14 protein-coding genes are annotated in these 17,018 nt (G+C 59.7%); 6 read left to right on the top strand and 8 right to left on the bottom strand.

The window, feature by feature from the left end:
• The 4 genes from ACP7BS_RS27680 to ACP7BS_RS27665 all read left to right on the top strand — a co-directional run bounded on the left by ACP7BS_RS27680 (nucleotide 1) and on the right by ACP7BS_RS27665 (nucleotide 3,946).
• The gene (locus ACP7BS_RS27680) at nucleotides 1-867 is read left to right on the top strand and encodes a carbohydrate ABC transporter permease (protein WP_426240666.1); all 867 of its coding nucleotides are present in this window, start codon (nucleotides 1-3) and stop codon (nucleotides 865-867) included.
• 21 nt (nucleotides 868-888) lie between these two features.
• Nucleotides 889-1,725 carry a carbohydrate ABC transporter permease gene (locus tag ACP7BS_RS27675; RefSeq protein ID WP_426240665.1) on the top strand — a complete coding sequence of 279 codons (837 nt, stop codon included), beginning with the start codon at nucleotides 889-891 and terminating at the stop codon, nucleotides 1,723-1,725.
• A complete protein-coding gene (locus ACP7BS_RS27670; RefSeq protein ID WP_426240664.1) occupies nucleotides 1,725-2,144 on the top strand; it encodes a DUF2160 domain-containing protein in 420 nt (139 codons plus the stop codon). The genes ACP7BS_RS27675 and ACP7BS_RS27670 overlap by 1 nt, the downstream gene beginning before the upstream one ends.
• Nucleotides 2,145-2,227: 83 nt before the next feature.
• A complete protein-coding gene (locus ACP7BS_RS27665) occupies nucleotides 2,228-3,946 on the top strand; it encodes a carbohydrate ABC transporter substrate-binding protein (protein ID WP_426240663.1) in 1,719 nt (572 codons plus the stop codon).
• Nucleotides 3,947-4,071: 125 nt separating this feature from the next.
• On the opposite strand, the gene ACP7BS_RS27660 is transcribed toward ACP7BS_RS27665, so the two are convergent.
• The 3 genes from ACP7BS_RS27660 to ACP7BS_RS27650 all read right to left on the bottom strand — a co-directional run bounded on the left by ACP7BS_RS27660 (nucleotide 4,072) and on the right by ACP7BS_RS27650 (nucleotide 7,331).
• Nucleotides 4,072-4,818: a sugar transferase gene (locus tag ACP7BS_RS27660; protein ID WP_426240662.1), complete on the bottom strand. Its 747-nt coding sequence runs from the start codon at nucleotides 4,816-4,818 to the stop codon at nucleotides 4,072-4,074.
• 334 nt (nucleotides 4,819-5,152) lie between these two features.
• The gene (locus ACP7BS_RS27655) at nucleotides 5,153-6,025 is read right to left on the bottom strand and encodes a DUF6030 family protein (RefSeq protein ID WP_426240661.1); all 873 of its coding nucleotides are present in this window, start codon (nucleotides 6,023-6,025) and stop codon (nucleotides 5,153-5,155) included.
• A gap of 499 nt (nucleotides 6,026-6,524) precedes the next feature.
• The gene (locus ACP7BS_RS27650) at nucleotides 6,525-7,331 is read right to left on the bottom strand and encodes a potassium channel family protein (protein WP_426240660.1); all 807 of its coding nucleotides are present in this window, start codon (nucleotides 7,329-7,331) and stop codon (nucleotides 6,525-6,527) included.
• 224 nt (nucleotides 7,332-7,555) lie between these two features.
• On the opposite strand from ACP7BS_RS27650, the gene mprF reads away from it, so the two are divergent.
• Both mprF and ACP7BS_RS27640 read left to right on the top strand, forming a co-directional pair.
• Nucleotides 7,556-10,156 carry a bifunctional lysylphosphatidylglycerol flippase/synthetase MprF gene (mprF, locus tag ACP7BS_RS27645; RefSeq protein ID WP_426240659.1) on the top strand — a complete coding sequence of 867 codons (2,601 nt, stop codon included), beginning with the start codon at nucleotides 7,556-7,558 and terminating at the stop codon, nucleotides 10,154-10,156.
• Nucleotides 10,153-11,532 (top strand): virulence factor family protein, encoded by a 1,380-nt coding sequence (locus ACP7BS_RS27640; protein WP_426240658.1) that lies wholly within the window; start codon nucleotides 10,153-10,155, stop codon nucleotides 11,530-11,532. The genes mprF and ACP7BS_RS27640 overlap by 4 nt, the downstream gene beginning before the upstream one ends.
• A gap of 64 nt (nucleotides 11,533-11,596) precedes the next feature.
• Here the strand turns inward: ACP7BS_RS27640 and ACP7BS_RS27635 are convergent, their stop codons facing one another.
• From ACP7BS_RS27635 to rocF, 5 genes are all read right to left on the bottom strand, one after another.
• Nucleotides 11,597-12,013, bottom strand: coding sequence for a hypothetical protein (locus ACP7BS_RS27635; protein ID WP_426240657.1), 417 nt, complete (start codon nucleotides 12,011-12,013; stop codon nucleotides 11,597-11,599).
• 154 nt (nucleotides 12,014-12,167) lie between these two features.
• On the bottom strand, nucleotides 12,168-12,647 hold the full coding sequence (locus tag ACP7BS_RS27630; protein WP_037097448.1) for a chemotaxis protein CheW: 480 nt from the start codon (nucleotides 12,645-12,647) through the stop codon (nucleotides 12,168-12,170).
• A complete protein-coding gene (locus tag ACP7BS_RS27625) occupies nucleotides 12,647-14,437 on the bottom strand; it encodes a methyl-accepting chemotaxis protein (RefSeq protein WP_426240656.1) in 1,791 nt (596 codons plus the stop codon). Before ACP7BS_RS27625 ends, ACP7BS_RS27630 begins: the two co-directional genes overlap by 1 nt.
• A 363-nt stretch (nucleotides 14,438-14,800) precedes the next feature.
• The gene (gene rocD / locus ACP7BS_RS27620; protein ID WP_426128189.1) at nucleotides 14,801-16,006 is read right to left on the bottom strand and encodes an ornithine--oxo-acid transaminase; all 1,206 of its coding nucleotides are present in this window, start codon (nucleotides 16,004-16,006) and stop codon (nucleotides 14,801-14,803) included.
• A gap of 27 nt (nucleotides 16,007-16,033) precedes the next feature.
• A complete protein-coding gene (rocF, locus tag ACP7BS_RS27615; protein WP_426240655.1) occupies nucleotides 16,034-16,969 on the bottom strand; it encodes an arginase in 936 nt (311 codons plus the stop codon).
• Between the last annotated feature and the right edge of the window lie 49 nt (nucleotides 16,970-17,018).

Raw genomic sequence — 17,018 nt, 5'->3', positions numbered from 1 at the left:
ATGGAAAAGACCTGGAACAACAAGGCCTGGTTCATGGTCCTGCCGGTGCTGGTGCTGGTCGCCTTCTCGGCGGTCATCCCGTTGATGACGGTGGTCAACTATTCGGTACAGGACACTTTCGGCAACAATGAATTCTTCTGGGCAGGCACCGACTGGTTCATCCAGGTGCTGCAGTCCGACCGCTTCTGGGATGCGCTGACCCGCAACCTGATCTTCTCCGGCATCATCCTGGCGATCGAGATTCCGCTCGGTATCCTGATCGCGCTCAACATGCCGAAGACGGGGTTTGGTGTTCCCATCTGCCTCGTCCTGATGTCGCTGCCGCTGCTCATTCCGTGGAACGTCGTCGGCACCATCTGGCAGGTGTTCGGCCGCGTCGATATCGGCCTGCTCGGCTACACGCTGGCAGCGCTCGGGATCAACTACAACTATGTCAACAATGTCTTCGATGCCTGGGTGACGTTGATCGTCATGGACATCTGGCATTGGACGAGCCTTGTCGTTCTGCTCTGCTATGCCGGCCTCGTGTCGATCCCGGATGCCTATTACCAGGCGGCGAAGATCGATGGCGCGTCCCGTTGGGCCGTGTTCCGCTACATCCAGCTGCCGAAGATGAAGCGCGTGCTTTTGATCGCCTTCCTGCTGCGCTTCATGGACAGTTTCATGATCTATACCGAGCCTTTCGTCATCACCGGCGGCGGACCCGGAAATGCCACCACATTCCTGTCGATCGATCTCGTCAAGACGGCCATCGGCCAGTTCGATCTCGGCCCGGCAGCAGCACTTTCGCTCATCTACTTCCTGATCATCCTGTTGCTCTCATGGATATTCTACACCGTGATGACCAATAGCGATGCGCAGAGCTGACGGACGGAGGGAGGAAAAACAATGACCACCGCGACACAATCTGCACCCTCGGCATCCGGCCGCAGCCTCTCCTGGCTCGTGCCCACGATCTACATCATCTTCCTGTTGTTGCCGATCTATTGGCTCGTCAACATGAGCTTCAAGACGAACACCGAGATCACCGGCACGTTCTCGCTCTATCCGCATGCGCCGACGCTCCGGAACTATGCGGTGATCTTCACCGATCCGTCCTGGTACAAGGGTTACATCAACTCGATCATCTACGTGGTGATGAACACCGTCATCTCGGTTTCGGTGGCATTGCCGGCAGCTTATGCCTTCTCGCGCTACCGGTTCCTTGGCGACAAGCACCTATTCTTCTGGCTCTTGACCAACCGTATGGCACCGCCGGCCGTGTTCGCGCTGCCGTTCTTCCAGCTCTATTCCGCCTTCGGCCTCATCGATACGCATATCGCCGTGGCGCTGGCGCATTGCCTGTTCAACGTTCCGCTGGCGGTGTGGATCCTCGAAGGCTTCATGTCGGGCGTGCCGAAGGAAATCGACGAGACAGCCTATATCGATGGTTATTCCTTCCCGCGCTTCTTCATCCGGATCTTCATCCCGCTGATCGCATCCGGCATCGGTGTCGCCGCCTTCTTCAACTTCATGTTCTCCTGGGTGGAACTGCTGATCGCCCGCACATTGACGACGACCGATGCCAAGCCGATCGCCGCGATCATGACGCGCACGGTGTCTGCTTCCGGCATGGACTGGGGTGTTCTAGCCGCTGCCGGCGTGCTCACCATCATTCCCGGTGCGATCGTGATCTATTTCGTCAGAAACTACATTGCCAAGGGCTTTGCCCTGGGGAGGGTCTAATGGCAACCGTGTCCCAACGCATCAACCGCTGGCCCCTGGCGCTGGCTGCCGTTCTCGTCGTCTACGCTGTCCTGACCGGGCTGCTGATCATGGCGCTGCCGATCAAGGACGGCGTGCGCGACTGGTTCGCCCCGCTGATACGGGGTGGCTGGATGGCCTGGTCGTTCCCAGGCGCGATGTTCTTCCTCACCATCTTTGCGCTACTGTCGCTGATGGCGGTCTGGGAGTACGCGCGGCCGGGTGGCAGCCCGCGCGTCGGCATCCTGCGGTTCGAGACGACGCGCGGCGACCGCCTTTTCGTCTCGCTGCTCGGCAGCGCCTTCATTCATCTCGCATGGCTGGGACTTGTCGGTCCCAACGTGTGGTGGGCTCTTGCTCTTTCCGTTGTCTACGCCATCGGCGTGTTCAAGCTGGTTTGAGGCAAGATTACTGAAACGGATGGCTCGTGGGAGGTTCCAGGGCATCCGAAAATGCAATCGCAAACCTTTAAGGGAGGACAATTATGCGACGGCACCTTTTAACATCGACAGCAGTTCTGCTGCTGGCCTTTACCGGGTCCGCATTCGCGGGCATGGACGAGGCAAAGCAGTTCCTCGATAAGGAAATCGGCGATGTCTCGACGCTCGATCGCGCCGGCCAGGAAGCCGAAATGCAGTGGTTCATCGATGCGGCAAAGCCTTTTGCCGGCATGGATATCAAGGTCGCTTCCGAAACGCTGACCACGCACGAATACGAATCGAAAACCCTTGCCGCGGCGTTTACCGCGATCACGGGCATCAAGGTCACGCATGACCTGATCGGCGAAGGCGACGTGGTTGAAAAGCTGCAGACCCAGATGCAGACCGGCGAGAACATCTACGACGCCTATGTCAACGACTCTGACCTTATCGGCACCCATTGGCGTTACCAGCAGGCCCGCTCGCTGACCAAGTGGATGGCCAATGAAGGCAAGGACGTGACCAATCCCGGTCTCGACCTCGCTGATTTCATCGGCACGAAATTCACGACAGCCCCGGACGGCGACCTCTACCAGCTGCCCGACCAGCAGTTCGCCAACCTCTACTGGTTCCGCTATGACTGGTTCAACGACGAGAAGAACAAGGCCGATTTCAAGGCGAAATACGGCTACGATCTCGGTGTTCCGGTCAACTGGTCTGCTTATGAGGACATCGCCGAATTCTTCACCGGTCGCGAAATCGACGGTAAGAAGGTCTATGGGCACATGGACTACGGCAAGAAGGACCCGTCGCTCGGCTGGCGCTTCACCGACGCCTGGCTTTCCATGGCCGGCAACGGCGACAAGGGCCTGCCGAACGGCCTTCCGGTCGACGAATGGGGCATCAAGGTCAACGAGAAGTCCCAGCCGGTCGGCTCCTGCGTTGCCCGCGGTGGCGACACCAACGGTCCTGCAGCGGTCTATTCGATCCAGAAGTACCTGGACTGGATCAAGGCTTATGCGCCGGCGTCCGCCGAAGGCATGACCTTCTCGGAATCCGGTCCGGTTCCATCGCAGGGCGAAGTCGCCCAGCAGATGTTCACGTATACGGCGTTCACCGCCGACTTCGTGAAGGAAGGTCTGCCGGTGGTCAACGCTGACGGTACGCCGAAGTGGCGCTTTGCTCCAAGCCCGCACGGCGTCTACTGGAAGGACGGCATGAAGCTCGGTTATCAGGACGTGGGTGCCTGGACACTTATGAAGTCCACGCCGGAAGACCGCGCCAAGGCCGCATGGCTCTATGCGCAGTTCGTCACCTCCAAGACCGTCGACCTTAAGAAAAGCCATGTCGGCCTGACGCTGACCCGCGAGTCGACGATCCAGCACAAGAGCTTCACGGATCGTGCGCCGAAGCTCGGCGGTCTGATCGAGTTCTACCGCTCGCCGGCCCGCGTTCAGTGGTCGCCGACCGGTACCAACATCCCTGACTATCCGAAGCTGGCACAGCTTTGGTGGCAGGCGATCGGTGACGCGTCCTCGGGTGCGAAGACCGCGCAGGAAGCCATGGATTCGCTGTGCGCCGAGCAGGAAAAGGTTCTGCAGCGCCTGGAACGCGCCGGCATCCAGGGTGAAATGGGTCCGAAGCTCGCCGAAGAGCACGATCTCGAATATTGGAACAAGGATGCCGTCTCGAAGGGCAACCTTGCACCGCAGCTGAAGATCGAGAACGAAAAAGAAAAGCCGCAGACCATCAACTACGACGAACTGGTCAAGAGCTGGCAGTAAGACAGGAACCCGGTGCCGGATAACACTGGCGCCGGAGCCTCCTCTCGGATTTGGCTAACGAACAAAACCGTCCGAAGAGATGATCTTCGGGCGGTTTTTTCATTTCGGGGCTGGTCGTGTGTTTGCTAACGGCGTTTGAAAGCGCTGATTGCGGTGCGCATCATGACCTTCAGGTCCAGAAGCAGCGAGAACTGCCTGATGTAATCGATATCGGAGGCAATCTGGCGGATCGCCATCCAGCGATGCCCGGCAGGATCGTGGGGGCCGTGGGTCTGGGTAAGCCCTGTCAAGCCCGGCCTCATCAGGTTGCGGTACTCGTAACCCTGCACGAGATCGCTGTAGCTGCGCCCGGTGATCAGCATGTCGGGAACATGCGGGCGAGGGCCGACCAGCGACAAGTCGCCAACCAGCACGTTCCACAATCGCGGCAAAACGTCGAGCCTGGTCCTGTCCAGGAACCGTCCGAGCGGCGTGATCTGCTGATCGCCGGCGATCGGCTGACGGGTGCTGTTGACCTCATCGAGGCCGGTGGGCCTGCAGCGGAACGCCAAAAGCGCGAAGGGAGCTCCGTTGAGGCCGGTGTGCAGTTGCCGGGCGAAAACCGGCCCCTTGCTGCCCAGCTTGATGAGGACGGCAATGATGACAATAGCGGGAGCAAGAACGAGCAGCCCCAAAAATGCACCGGCAGCGTCGATGCTGCGTTTGATTGCAAACTGAACGGGAAAGTCGGGTACGCGAACCGGATGGAGGTAAAATTGGCGGGCGCCAGTCAGCGATCGCCGACCGGGAAGCGTTGCAGCACCGCCTCTGCCACAACCATTTTCCGTTGCCCGAAAGGGAACTGTTCGCTGCGGCCGTGTTTTCTCCGTCATGGACTTACTTCTCTCCGCTTGTGACAGGCAGACCCGCTTTCCTGTGATCGTTAACAGGAAGTACCTCGCCCGGAGATTTGGAGTTGCTGCCGATTACAATCGCGGAATCCCGATATCGGCCATCGCTGCAAGCTGCTTCCGGGTAAGCTTCATCTGCGCAGTGAAAGATGCAATTTTAACGCTTCGTTAAATATACCCGCGTCGCCAATACCTTGCGAATCCAATCCGTTCCTGTGGTTAATGGGCCGCCGCTCGAACGGTCCGGTTTGTTGAGCCCGACAAAGATTGGCGGCTGTTGCGGACCGTAAGCGCGTCTTGCCAGGGAAGAACTGGCTTACGGTGCCGGATCGCCGGATTCGGTGAGGGGTATTCCGCCGGCGCTTTCACCTGCCATCATACCGTCTATCATCGGCAGCCCGTCGCTTCCGGTCAGCGCAAACCACTTGCTGCGGTCGAAGTACAGATCTCCCGGCATCTTCTTGCCTCGCGTGATGATTTGATTGGCGAGGAAGTTGTAGCGCGGCGTTTCGCCGAATTCTTTCTTGAACTGGATACGGCTGCCGAAATTGCGGATGTCGAAGGGTTCAAGTGCATGGATCTTGCCGATGATTTCTTCCGGATTGCCCCAGCGGACCTGACGTAGAAAAATGTTTGCCGCCTGCCCGGCAAGCTCCGTGACCTTGGCCGTATCGGCTGCAGTCTCGATGTTCAGTTTGACGCGAAAGGAGGTGACGCGGTTTTCCTCGTCGCCCTTGATGACGATGAAGAGAGACGATTGTTCTGGAGCGCTGGAAGGAGGAAGCTCGACCGAGGAAGAACATTCCCAATCATTGTTGTTGGCGCGGCTGATGGTCCAGGCCAATTCGCCGAAACCACCTTCCTTCAGGTGCTCGCATAAGGTCTGCGGATCGCTCTGGATCAGGCGGATGAAGTGCTGCTCCGGGGTCTTCAGGTCGTTAAAGGCATAGACGGGAAGGACCATGCGTGCAGGCGGCAGCCGTATGCTCCTGCTTTGGGTAATCTTGACTTGCTGCGGCGCAGGGTCAGCCTTGATGATCAGATTGGGGTAGCCGAAATAAGTCAACAGCAGATCGAGATTGCGATGGTTATTGGCAAGCAGAACCGTCGCCAGGATGCCGGCAAAGACCAGACCGACAGCGACGACGAAGAATATCTTTCCGGACCGGCCTTTCCGCTGCACATTCATGCCGGCACCTGAACTCCGCAGTTTTCGTCGGCTTCAGACGTCATGGATCCACATGCCTTGGCCATCCTGCGCTTCTCGTCTCACCCTCGGAGATAGGTATTGTCGAGAAAAAATAGACATATCAAGGTATAAAATGTAGGAAGCCATGCCATCGTGCGGCGGCCCGGAGTTTGCCGCAAGAAAAAGACGAAGGGTAGGTGCTCTTGCGCCCGACATTGCGGTCGCGAAGCCGGGCAATCCTCTGGCCGACCGGCCACATACCTGTTGCTCAGCCTTTCGACCATCGGCAGCTATACTGCGCCGGCATACGCCTCGGCGCGGTACAGGGATGTCCACCGCCGCTCAAATTCGAATGTGAATTAGTGCGCAGCCGTTGCCGGACGGGTCTCTGTGTCTTCCCCCTTGATGTGGTGCCCGAGGCGAATATTAGCACTCATCCCGTTTGGGTGCGAAGGCCAAATTCGGTCGCTTCCGGGCCTCGTCAGCGGGGGAGTGGCGCCTAGCTTCCTTCATCCGGAATATTCAGAACATGGCCGCAGGCCTTGCAGTGCACTGCGTCGGCGTCGTGTCTTTGCAAGCCGCATTGCGGGCAGGGGAAGACGACCTTGTGTGGGCGCACGATCGCCTGTGCCAGTCGCACAAACAGCGAGATGCCGAATATCATCGTGATGATCGACGTCAGCTTGCCAAGCGTTCCCGGCAGGGTGATGTCACCAAAGCCAGTCGTGGTGATGGTGGCGACAGTGAAATAAAGTGCATCGACAAAACCGACGACGCCCGCCGCCTGATGGTAGAAGAACGCCGTGTAGACGAAACCGGTGACAAGGAACAGGAAGGTCACGAAATTGATGCAGGCACGGATGACGTCTTCCCACACGGCATAACCCGCCCGCTTGATCAGCAGCGTGAACACCTTGCTCTGGCCGAGCGACCAGATGCGGGAGGCGCGCAGGAAGGCGAAGTTGGAAAATTGCGCCGGAAACAGCAGTGTCGCTAGGATTGCGACATCGACCCAGGTCATCGGCCGTGTCAGCCAGCGACGGAGGCTCGAGGCGATCAGCGCCCGGGCAGCGAGCTCGAAGGCGATCAAAGCGGCGATTGCATAGTCGATGATGAGATAAGTGTGGCCCTCAGCGAGATAAGGGCCGGCGAGGAAGAAGATGATGATGGCGACATCTATGATCGCCATGGTGATTTGAAACCGGATCGCCCGGGCACTGGTCCCGAGATAGAGCATGCGCAGCCAGGCGCGCACGCCGTTCAACATCGGCTCTTCAGGCTCGTCGATCTTGGTGTGCTCTGTCATGAGATTGAGATAGGCTGGTGTGCAGAGGCGGTCAATGCTGCCAGATGTCAGGTGCTGGCATTACAACGATCGTCATCCCGCTTGAACTTCGTGCGGCGCGTCCTGCCGGCACAAAACGCCTGGAATCAGGTGTTTGAAGATTACATTAAGTTCACTTTATTTAGCTGCGGCAGGATGTATATCGTCGATGACGTTACAGTTTGAAATGCCCTACCAGGTGCTCCATGTCCAATTCGGCCGATAGAAACGATGAGTCCGACGGCGCTCAGGTGATGGTTCAGCGGGTGTGGCTTCAGGGCCGGCTGCTGACCGCGATTGCCACGATCCTCATCCTTGCCCTTGCGGGTTACGCGATCTTCCACCTGACGAGTGAAGTTCGGTATGAGGACGTGATGTCGGCGCTCGATAACACCAGCGTCACGTCCATCGCGCTTGCCATCGGCTTTACCGGCTTGAGCTTCTTCGCCTTGACCTTCTATGATGTCGGGGCGTTGATCTACCTCAAACGAAAGTTGCCCTATGCGGATGTGGCGCTGACGGCGGCCGCCGCTTACGCGGTCGGCAACACGGCAGGCTTCGGTCCCTTGAGTGGCGGCGCCATCCGCTATCGCGCTTATTCTCGCCTCGGGCTGAAGCCGGAAGAAATCGGCGGCGTCATCGCCTTTGTTACCCTTGCCTTTGGGCTTGGGCTTGCAAGCGTCGCGGCTCTCAGCCTGTTGATGATCGCACCGGAAGTGGCGACGTTGGTGGGAATGAGCTCGGCGGCGCTGCGCGCGGTGGCGGTGCTGATCCTGACCGGCCTGCTGGCTTTGATGGTCGCGGGCCGCAATGGCCGTGCCTTGCAGCTGGGGCGATTTTCTCTGCGCATTCCCGATTCGCGCACGGCGTCGCGTCAGTTCCTTATCACCGTCCTCGATTTGGCCGCCTCTGCCTCCGTCCTCTACGTGCTTTTACCCGACGGGGTGATCGGCTGGCCAGCATTTCTCGCCATCTATGCGGTGGCTGTCGGGCTTGGCGTTCTCAGCCATGTTCCAGCCGGCCTCGGCGTCTTTGAGACCGTGATCGTTGCAGCGCTCGGCCAAGCTGTGGATGTGGATACGGTGTTGGGCGCTCTCGTTCTTTACCGCCTGATCTACCATGTCCTGCCGCTGCTTCTGGCTGTCATCTTCGTCATCGGCGCCGAATTGCGCAGTCTCTACCGCAAGCCGGTCGCGTCCAGCCTTCGCCGCGTGGCAGGCCGGCTGACGCCGCTGCTGCTCGCAACGCTGGCCCTTATTCTCGCCGCCATGCTGGTGTTTTCCAGTGTCACGCCGACGCCAGACGACAATTTGGCCTTTCTTGCCGACTACGTGCCGTTGCCGATTATCGAAGGCACGCATTTTCTGGCAAGCCTGCTGGGGCTGGTTCTCGTCATCGTCGCGCGCGGCCTTGCAAGACGGCTGGACAGCGCCTGGTGGGCGGCGCTTGTCGTTGCCGTTATCGCGCTGCTGTTTTCCCTGCTGAAGGCGGTTGCGCTGATCGAGGCCAGCCTGCTCGCCTTTTTCATCGTCAGCCTGCTTGCCACGCGCCGTTTGTTCGACCGGCCGGCGAACCTGTCGAACGAACGGCTGACGCTGCCCTGGCTGACGGCGATGCTGGCCCTGTGTGCTTTTGCGGTGATCGTTCTGTTGTTCGTTTATCGCGATGTCGAATACAGCAATACGCTCTGGTGGCAGTTCGAGCTGTCGGAGGAGGCGCCGCGCGGCCTTCGCGCCGTGCTCGGGTTGACGATCTTCTCCGGTGCTGCTGCTTTGTGGAGCCTGTTGCGTCCTGCCAAGGGCCCGAGAGAAGCGTCTTCCGCCGAGGACATCGACAGGGCGATCGCCATCGCACGGGGGCAGGATATGTCCGACGCCAATCTCGTGCGGATGGGCGACAAGAGCCTGATGTTCTCAACCGATGGCCGCGCCTTCATCATGTATGGCCGTCAGGCCCGGTCCTGGATCGCCCTGTTCGATCCGGTCGGCCCGCGCGACGCGTGGCCGGACCTGATCTGGCAATTTATCGAGGAGGCCCGGTCCTGCGGATGCCGCCCGGTGTTCTATCAGGTATCTCCGGCCGGGCTCTCCTATTACGCGGATGCCGGGCTTCGGGCTTTCCGTCTCGGCGAACTCGCCACGGCGGACCTCACGACCTTCGAGTTGAAGGGCGGCAAGTGGGCCACTTTGCGCCAGACCGTCAGCCGGGCGCAGCGCGACGGGCTGGAATTTGCCGTCGTCGAGCCGGACGGCATCCCGGCGATCATGGACGATTTGGTCGCAGTCTCCGACGCCTGGCTTGCGCATCACCGGGCCAAGGAAAAGGGTTTTTCACTCGGTGCATTCAACCCGGACTATATTGCCGCCCAACCGGTCGCGGTCCTGCGGCTGAACGGGAAAATCGTCGCCTTCGCCAATATCCTCGTGACCGATGTTTGCGAGGAAGGGACCATCGATCTCATGCGCTTCCTGCCGGATGCGCCGAAGGGATCGATGGACTTCCTGTTCGTATCGCTGATGGAATATCTGCGCGACAAGGGGTTCAAGCGGTTCAATTTGGGCATGGCGCCTCTGGCCGGCCTTTCCGGCCGCCGTTCCTCGCCTGTCTGGGACAAGGTTGGCCGCACGGTTTTCGAACACGGCGAACGCTTCTATAACTTCAAGGGCCTGAAGGCATTCAAGTCGAAATTCCATCCGCACTGGCAGCCGCGTTACATGGCAGCGGGTGGTGGTATCAACCCCGTTCTGGCACTGATGGATGCAACATTCCTGATTGGCGGCGGCGTTAAGGGAATTGTGAAAAAATGATCTTGAAGACATTCTGCCAGGCCGCTTTCGCAGCCAGCCTGTTTTTCACGGCATTCCCGGCGCGATCGGAGGACCCTGCCGCCTTCGACACGGGCATGATTCCGTCGCCGCACATTCTGACGCCTAGCGGCGATGTCGCTGCCGCCGTGGTGCTGATTTCGGACAAGGCCGGATGGTCGGACAAGGAGGATACGCTTGCCAAAAGCCTGAGCGACGGTGGCGCCTTGGTCATCGGCATCGATCTGCCGAGCTATCTGGCATCGCTTGCGAAGGACGACGGCGACTGCATCTACATGGTGTCGGACATCGAAGCGCTAAGCCAGCAAGTCCAGCGGGCGGCGAAGAACAACGATTACCGGCTGCCGATCGTTGCCGGCGCCGGCGCGGGCGGCGCTTTGGCTTTGGCCATTGCGGCGCAGACCCCGGCAGCGACAATCGGGCAGACGCTGGCGATCGATCCCGAGGCCGGCATAGCGCTGAGCAAACAACTCTGTACGCCCGCCGACAAGAAAAAGGTGGGCGATCGGATGGTCTACGGTCTGACCGACGGCCCGCTGCCCGACCCGGTCACTGTACTGTTCACAAAGGATGCGCCGGCAGATGGCCGCGCCCACGTTGCGGAGTTGACAGCCAAGCACAGCGATATCGAAATCACCGAGACGGATGACGAAACGTGGACGGCTTTTTCCGATGCGCTTTCGGGGCTCGTTTCTGCCTCCGCAGGCGAGGACAATCCCCTCGGTCTGCCGCTGACGGTGCTTGAGGCCAAGCCGACGCGTGACACGATGGCCATCGTCTATTCCGGCGATGGCGGCTGGCGCGATATAGACAAGGAAGTCGGTGACGTTCTGCAGCAGCAGGGCATGCCGGTGGTCGGTATCGATTCCCTGCGTTACTTCTGGTCTGAACGCCAGCCGCAGGAAACCGCCGATGATCTGCATCGCATCATCGCATTTTATGGAAAGCGCTGGAACGTCAAGCATATCCTGCTGATCGGCTATTCCTTCGGTGCCGATATCCTGCCCCGGACCTACAATCTACTGCCACAGGCCGATCGCGACCGCGTTGCGCAGGTTTCGCTGCTCGCCGTGTCGCATCAGGTGGATTACAAGATTTCCGTGCTTGGCTGGCTGGGTGCGGCGGCGGCGGATGGGGCCGGAGATCCGGCAGACGACATAAGCAAGATCAAACCAGCCGTCGTGCAGTGCATTTATGGGACCGACGAGGAGGATGATGTCTGCCCGACACTGAAGGATACCGGCATCGAAGTCATCGCCATTGAAGGCGGCCATCATTTCGACGAGGATTATCCGGCTTTGGTCAAGCGCATTCTGGACGGGTTTGATGGGAGGCTGGCGTCCATCGTAAAGCCCTGATACGCACCTCGATAACTAAAAAGATACCGGATCGCCTTTTCCGGCGATCCTGTTTTCCTTGAGACTACTGCTTATTGTCATCTTCAGCGGCGGCGCGACCGCCGGGGATCGTGCTGACGGTGACTGAAACCGGGTCGCTGGCAGGAAAGGATGACTCGAGGCCCTCATCGAGCTGCTCTTCCAGCGTGCCTGTATCACCCGCAGCTCGAGCGCTTCGCAGCGAAATAACGGCCGGAGATTCGCCAGTGGAATCACTGCCGGAGCCGGACGTTTCGGCTGCCTCTGCCTCATCGGGTTGGTCGAAGGTCGCCACTTGCAGCATCATCGCCTTGGCCCTTGTGATCGCGTTCAGGCGGTTCAAGCCATCCGATTCGGTCTGGGTCATCTGAACGGAAATTACATCGCCGCCTTCGCCGACAAATTCGACGGTCATCATCCCGGATGACGGTTGCGGGTGCACCTGGGTGCCGATTACTTCCATGACAGTCGCCTCCATGATTGCGTTACCGCTAATAACTGTGCCGGGAGACGTTTTGTTCCGCTTGCGGGCGCACCCCACAACGAACACCGCCGCAGCCTGAACGCAAAAAGAGCGGCCGGAGCCGCTCCTTGATGGGGTGATGAAGCGGCAGCGATCAGGCCGCGACGTCTTCCATCTCGCGTTCCTTGAACATGCGGGCGAGGTTGAGGAAGCAGATCATGCCGGTCTCGTTGGCAATGATGCCTTCCGCATAGCTCTTGTCGAACGATGTGGTGATTTCCGGGACCGGCTGAACCTGGTCGCCACGGACGGTCAGGATGTCGGAGACGCGGTCGACGACGAGGCCGATGACCATGTTGTGCACTTCGGCAACGACGATGGCGCTGCGCTCGTTGGCAACCGTGCTCTTCATACCGAGCTTGTGGGCAAGGTCGATGATCGGGATAACGGTGCCGCGCAGGTTCATCACGCCGAGAACGTCGGCCGGCGAATGCGGGATCGGGGTGGATGGCGCCCAGCCGCGAATTTCGCGGATCGTCGTGGTCTTCACGCAGAATTCCTGATCGTGGAGACGGAAGGCGATGATCTCGAGCGTTTCGTGACCGAAGGTACCTGTAGAGATCGTGTTGTTCATCAAAATTCTTCCCAGCTATCCCGATTGGCGGCAACTGCCACGTTTGAACTAAAGGCCTTCGCTACCCGGTTGGCCATGGCTCGGGCCGGGGAAGCGACTGGTTTTGCGTCCTGCCGCGCTGCCGCCAAGCGACCCTGCGATGCCTCGCCAACCTTGAACTGGCTGAGCAGACCGAAAAGACCGTCCGCTTCCTTCGCCAAGGCGTGGCTGGCAGCCGTGGATTGCTCGACCATCGCTGCATTCTGCTGTGTACCTTGGTCCATTGTATTCACAGCCTGGTTAATTTCTTTCAAACCTGTCGCCTGTTCTTTTGCACCTTCTACAATAGCGGCCACATTGGTGTTGATCTGGTGCACCTGGGTCAGGATTTCTTCCAGTGCCTTGCCTGCCTGACCGACCAGAGAGACGCCGGTTTTGACCTGGTCGCCGGAGGTGGTGATCAGGCTCTTGATTTCCTTGGCTGCCTTTGCCGAGCGCTGGGCAAGTTCGCGCACTTCCTGCGCCACCACGGCAAAACCCTTACCTGCGTCGCCGGCGCGGGCCGCCTCGACGCCTGCATTGAGGGCAAGCAGGTTGGTCTGGAAGGCGATCTCGTCGATCACGCCGATAATGCTGGAAATCTCGCGTGACGAGTTCTCGATCTCACCCATCGCCTTGACGGCGTTTCGCACCACTTCGCTGGAGCGTTCGGCCCCCAGCTTGGTCTGTGCCACCAGCGCGCCGGCCTCTTCGGCACGGCGGCTGCTATCGGCCACGGTTGTGGTGATTTCCTCAAGCGCTGCGGCAGTTTCCTCGATCGATGCTGCCTGCTGTTCCGTGCGTTTTGAAAGATCCACGGCTGCATTGTGGATCTCGCTCGAACCGGCGGTGATCGCCTGCGCATTGGCGCCGACCGCGCGCATCGCCTGTTTCAGTTTGTCGATGGAATCGTTGAAGCTGAGGCGGAGCGTTTCCAATGCCGGGATGAATTGCCTGTCCAGATGCTGATCGAGATTGCCGCCAGCCAGGTCTTGCAACGCCGCCGCTAATTCCTGGCTGTTGTTGACGCGGCCGGTAATGTCGGTGGCGAATTTTACCACCTTCATCACAGATCCGTTCAAATCGAAGATCGGATTGTAGCTGGCCTGGATCCAGACCTGCCTGCCGCCGCTGCCGATCCGTTTGAATTCGTCGGCGATAAACTGGCCGTTGCGCAGCTTGGCCCAGAAGTCCCTGTATTCGTCGCTGCGGCTGTAGGCGGGATCGCAGAACAGGCTGTGGTGTTTGCCCTGAATGTCGGCAAGTTGATAACCGAGCGTCGAGAGAAAATTCCCGTTCGCCGTCAGAATGTCGCCGTTCGGGGTGAACTCGATGACGGCCTGGGCGCGGGAGATCGCATCGATCTTGCCGGCATCTTCGGCGCTTCTCAGTTTTTCAGATGTGATGTCGGTGGCAAACTTGACCACCTTGTAGGGCTTGGAACCCCGGAAAACGGGGTTGTAGGATGCCTCGATCCAGATTTCCCGGCCGCCCTTGCCAATTCGCTTGTACTGGCGTCTGTCGAATTCGCCGCGCCCAAGCCGTGCCCAGAATTCGCGATAATCCGTGCTAGCCGCGTCGCCGGGATCGACAAACATGCGGTGATGCTGGCCGACGATTTCCGGAAGGTCATACCCCAGTGTTTTGCAGAAGTTCTCATTGGCAGTCAGGATTTTACCCTGCAGATCGAACTCGATGATCGCCTGGGATCGCTGCATCGCAGACAGGATTGCCTTGGCGTCGCTGCCGAACGGCGATGGGAAACTGCTCATGGCTGTCGGTCCTTATGTCCTTGGTTGGGCAACGCGCGCGCAGAGGCACCGCGCGATCGGGCGGATTTTCACTGAATGGCAATGCTGACTGTTGGCGAACGATACCGGCACTGGCGCCAGCGGCGTCATGACATGCCGGATAAACGGCGTTGCGCGAAAGCTTCATGCTCCGGCAAATACCGGTCGCGTAGCAATATCTAGGGGGTAAAACTTGACCAGATATTTAAGATTTGGCTATTTCAGGCCGCTGATCGGTATAAATATGATAAATGAAAATACCCGGCTCAACGCCGGGTATAAAAGCTGACTTGATTGCATTCAAAGGGTGCGGAAAGCCGCATTTCCGGGCTTTCGCATTGCTGCTCACTGTGCGGTGAGAACGCCTGCGAATTGCTCGACGGCCCAGTCCACCTGGTCTGCGGTGATGACCAGCGGCGGGGCGATGCGGATCGTGTCGCCATGAGTGTCCTTGGCCAGAATGCCGCGTTCCTTCAGCGCTTCGCAATATTTGCGGGCACCACCGGCTTCCGGCACCAACTCGACGGCGAGCATCAGCCCACGGCCGCGTACCTCCTTGATGATGTTGGAGCGAATATCCTTGAGGCCTGTCTGGAAACGCTCCCCCATGCGGGCGGAGTTGCCGATCATGTCTTCCTCGGTCAGGGCCTTCAGTGAGGCGCGGGCAATGGCGCAGGCAAGCGGATTGCCGCCAAACGTCGAGCCATGCTGGCCGGGTTGCAGGACGCCGAGCACTTCGGAATTCGAAAGAACAGCAGAGACCGGATAAAAGCCACCGGACAAAGCCTTGCCGATCAGGGTCACGTCGGCTTCGATACCTTCGTGCTCTTCGGCGAGCAGCTTGCCGGTGCGGCCGAGGCCGGTCTGGATCTCGTCGAGGATCAGCGTGATGCCGTGCTTGGAGCACAATGCGCGCACTTCCGGGAAATAGCCCTGCGGCGGGATCATCACGCCGGCTTCGCCCTGGATCGGCTCGATCAGGAAGGCAACCGTGTTTTCGTTGATCGCAGCGCGGAACGCTTCGATATCGCCGAACGGAACAGTCTTGAAGCCGGGTGCGAACGGGCCGAAGCCGGAGCGGGCATCCGGGTCCGTCGAGAAGCCGACGATACCCATGGTGCGGCCATGGAAATTGTTGGAGCAGACGATGATCTCTGCCTTGTTCTCGGCAACGCCCTTGACCTCGTAACCCCATTTGCGCACGGCCTTGACGGCGGTCTCGACGGCTTCGGCGCCGGAGTTCATCGGCAGGATCTTGTGGCTGCCGGTGAGTGCCGCCAGTTCCTCGTAGAAATGCGCAAGCTGATCGTTGCGGAAGGCGCGCGAGGTCAGTGTCAGCTTCTGCGCCTGCTCGACCATTGCCGCCAGGATTTTCGGGTGGCAATGACCTTGGTTGACGGCGGAGTAGGCCGACAGGCAGTCGAGGTAACGGTTGCCATCGAGGTCCCAGACATAGACGCCTTCGCCGCGCGACAGCACGACGTCGATCGGCTTGTAGTTATGTGCGCCGAGCCGGTATTCGGTTTCGATCAGTGCGTTGGTCGTGTTCATGGTTCCTCCGGTCGTTTTGTTATTGGCTCAGGCGCCGCGCGTCGGGCGATCAAGGATACGGCGGCCGAACAGGCTTGCCGTCAGCTCGACGAGGATGCGGGCGCTTTTGCCGCGATCGTCGAGGAAGGGATTGAGCTCGACCAGGTCGAGCGAGGAGACGAGGCCGCTGTCACACAGCATTTCCATGATCAGATGCGCTTCGCGGAAGGTTGCGCCGCCCGGAACCGTGGTGCCGACGCCCGGCGCCAGTTCCGGATCGAGGAAATCGACGTCGAGGCTGACATGCAGGAGGCCGTTGGCGGCTTTGATGGTGGCGATGATCTCGTGCATGATATGGGCCATGCCGGTCTCGTCGATGGCGCGCATGTCATAGACATTGACGCCGTGTTCAGCGATTTCCTCGCGCTCCCGGTCATCGACGGAGCGGATGCCCACCTGGAAGACGTTCTTCGGATCGACCATCGGGCGATTCTTGTCGAGGATCGGCGCAAACTCCGCCTGGCCGCAGAAAAAGGCCACCGGCATGCCGTGCATGTTGCCGGAAGGTGATGTCGCCGGCGAATTGAAATCGGCATGGGCATCGAGCCAAAGCACGAAGAGTGGGCGGTTCTGCTCGGCAGCGTAGCGGGCCATGCCGGAGACCGAGCCCATCGACAGGGCATGATCACCGCCGAGGATCACCGGAAATTTGCCGGTTCGGGCTGCCTGGTGCACCGATTCGTCGAGCGCGCGGGTGACGGCCGCAACGATCTGCAGATTGTTGGCTTTCGGATGGTTGGGAAGGTCTCTGGCAGGCAGAGGCTTCAGGTCGCCTTCGTCGGTGACGCTGTGGCCAAGACCGGCCAGAATGGTGTCGAGGCCTGCAATGCGCAGGGCTGCTGGACCCATTGCAGCACCGCGACGGCCGGAGCCTTCTTCGAGTGGTGCGCCAATGAGCACGATGTTCTTCTTGGATTCAGCCATGGTCTTCCCCGCAAGTTCGCGTGATGCCGGTTTGCCCGGTTTGTGTGCG

The sequence above is a fragment of the Pararhizobium sp. DWP1-1-3 genome, from assembly GCF_049896125.1.
Classification (GTDB): domain Bacteria; phylum Pseudomonadota; class Alphaproteobacteria; order Rhizobiales; family Rhizobiaceae; genus Pararhizobium.
This window is presented reverse-complemented; position numbering and strand designations above follow the sequence as displayed.

Bases quoted from the DNA above. Each gene is read 5' to 3' on its own strand.
- ACP7BS_RS27680 (WP_426240666.1), top strand. From the start codon at position 1: ATGGAAAAGACCTGGAACAACAAGGCCTGGTTCATGGTCCTGCCGGTG.
- ACP7BS_RS27675 (WP_426240665.1), top strand. From the start codon at position 889: ATGACCACCGCGACACAATCTGCACCCTCGGCATCCGGCCGCAGCCTC.
- ACP7BS_RS27670 (WP_426240664.1), top strand. From the start codon at position 1,725: ATGGCAACCGTGTCCCAACGCATCAACCGCTGGCCCCTGGCGCTGGCT.
- ACP7BS_RS27665 (WP_426240663.1), top strand. From the start codon at position 2,228: ATGCGACGGCACCTTTTAACATCGACAGCAGTTCTGCTGCTGGCCTTT.
- ACP7BS_RS27660 (WP_426240662.1), bottom strand. From the start codon at position 4,818: ATGACGGAGAAAACACGGCCGCAGCGAACAGTTCCCTTTCGGGCAACG.
- ACP7BS_RS27655 (WP_426240661.1), bottom strand. From the start codon at position 6,025: ATGAATGTGCAGCGGAAAGGCCGGTCCGGAAAGATATTCTTCGTCGTC.
- ACP7BS_RS27650 (WP_426240660.1), bottom strand. From the start codon at position 7,331: ATGACAGAGCACACCAAGATCGACGAGCCTGAAGAGCCGATGTTGAAC.
- mprF (WP_426240659.1), top strand. From the start codon at position 7,556: ATGTCCAATTCGGCCGATAGAAACGATGAGTCCGACGGCGCTCAGGTG.
- ACP7BS_RS27640 (WP_426240658.1), top strand. From the start codon at position 10,153: ATGATCTTGAAGACATTCTGCCAGGCCGCTTTCGCAGCCAGCCTGTTT.
- ACP7BS_RS27635 (WP_426240657.1), bottom strand. From the start codon at position 12,013: ATGGAAGTAATCGGCACCCAGGTGCACCCGCAACCGTCATCCGGGATG.
- ACP7BS_RS27630 (WP_037097448.1), bottom strand. From the start codon at position 12,647: ATGAACAACACGATCTCTACAGGTACCTTCGGTCACGAAACGCTCGAG.
- ACP7BS_RS27625 (WP_426240656.1), bottom strand. From the start codon at position 14,437: ATGAGCAGTTTCCCATCGCCGTTCGGCAGCGACGCCAAGGCAATCCTG.
- rocD (WP_426128189.1), bottom strand. From the start codon at position 16,006: ATGAACACGACCAACGCACTGATCGAAACCGAATACCGGCTCGGCGCA.
- rocF (WP_426240655.1), bottom strand. From the start codon at position 16,969: ATGGCTGAATCCAAGAAGAACATCGTGCTCATTGGCGCACCACTCGAA.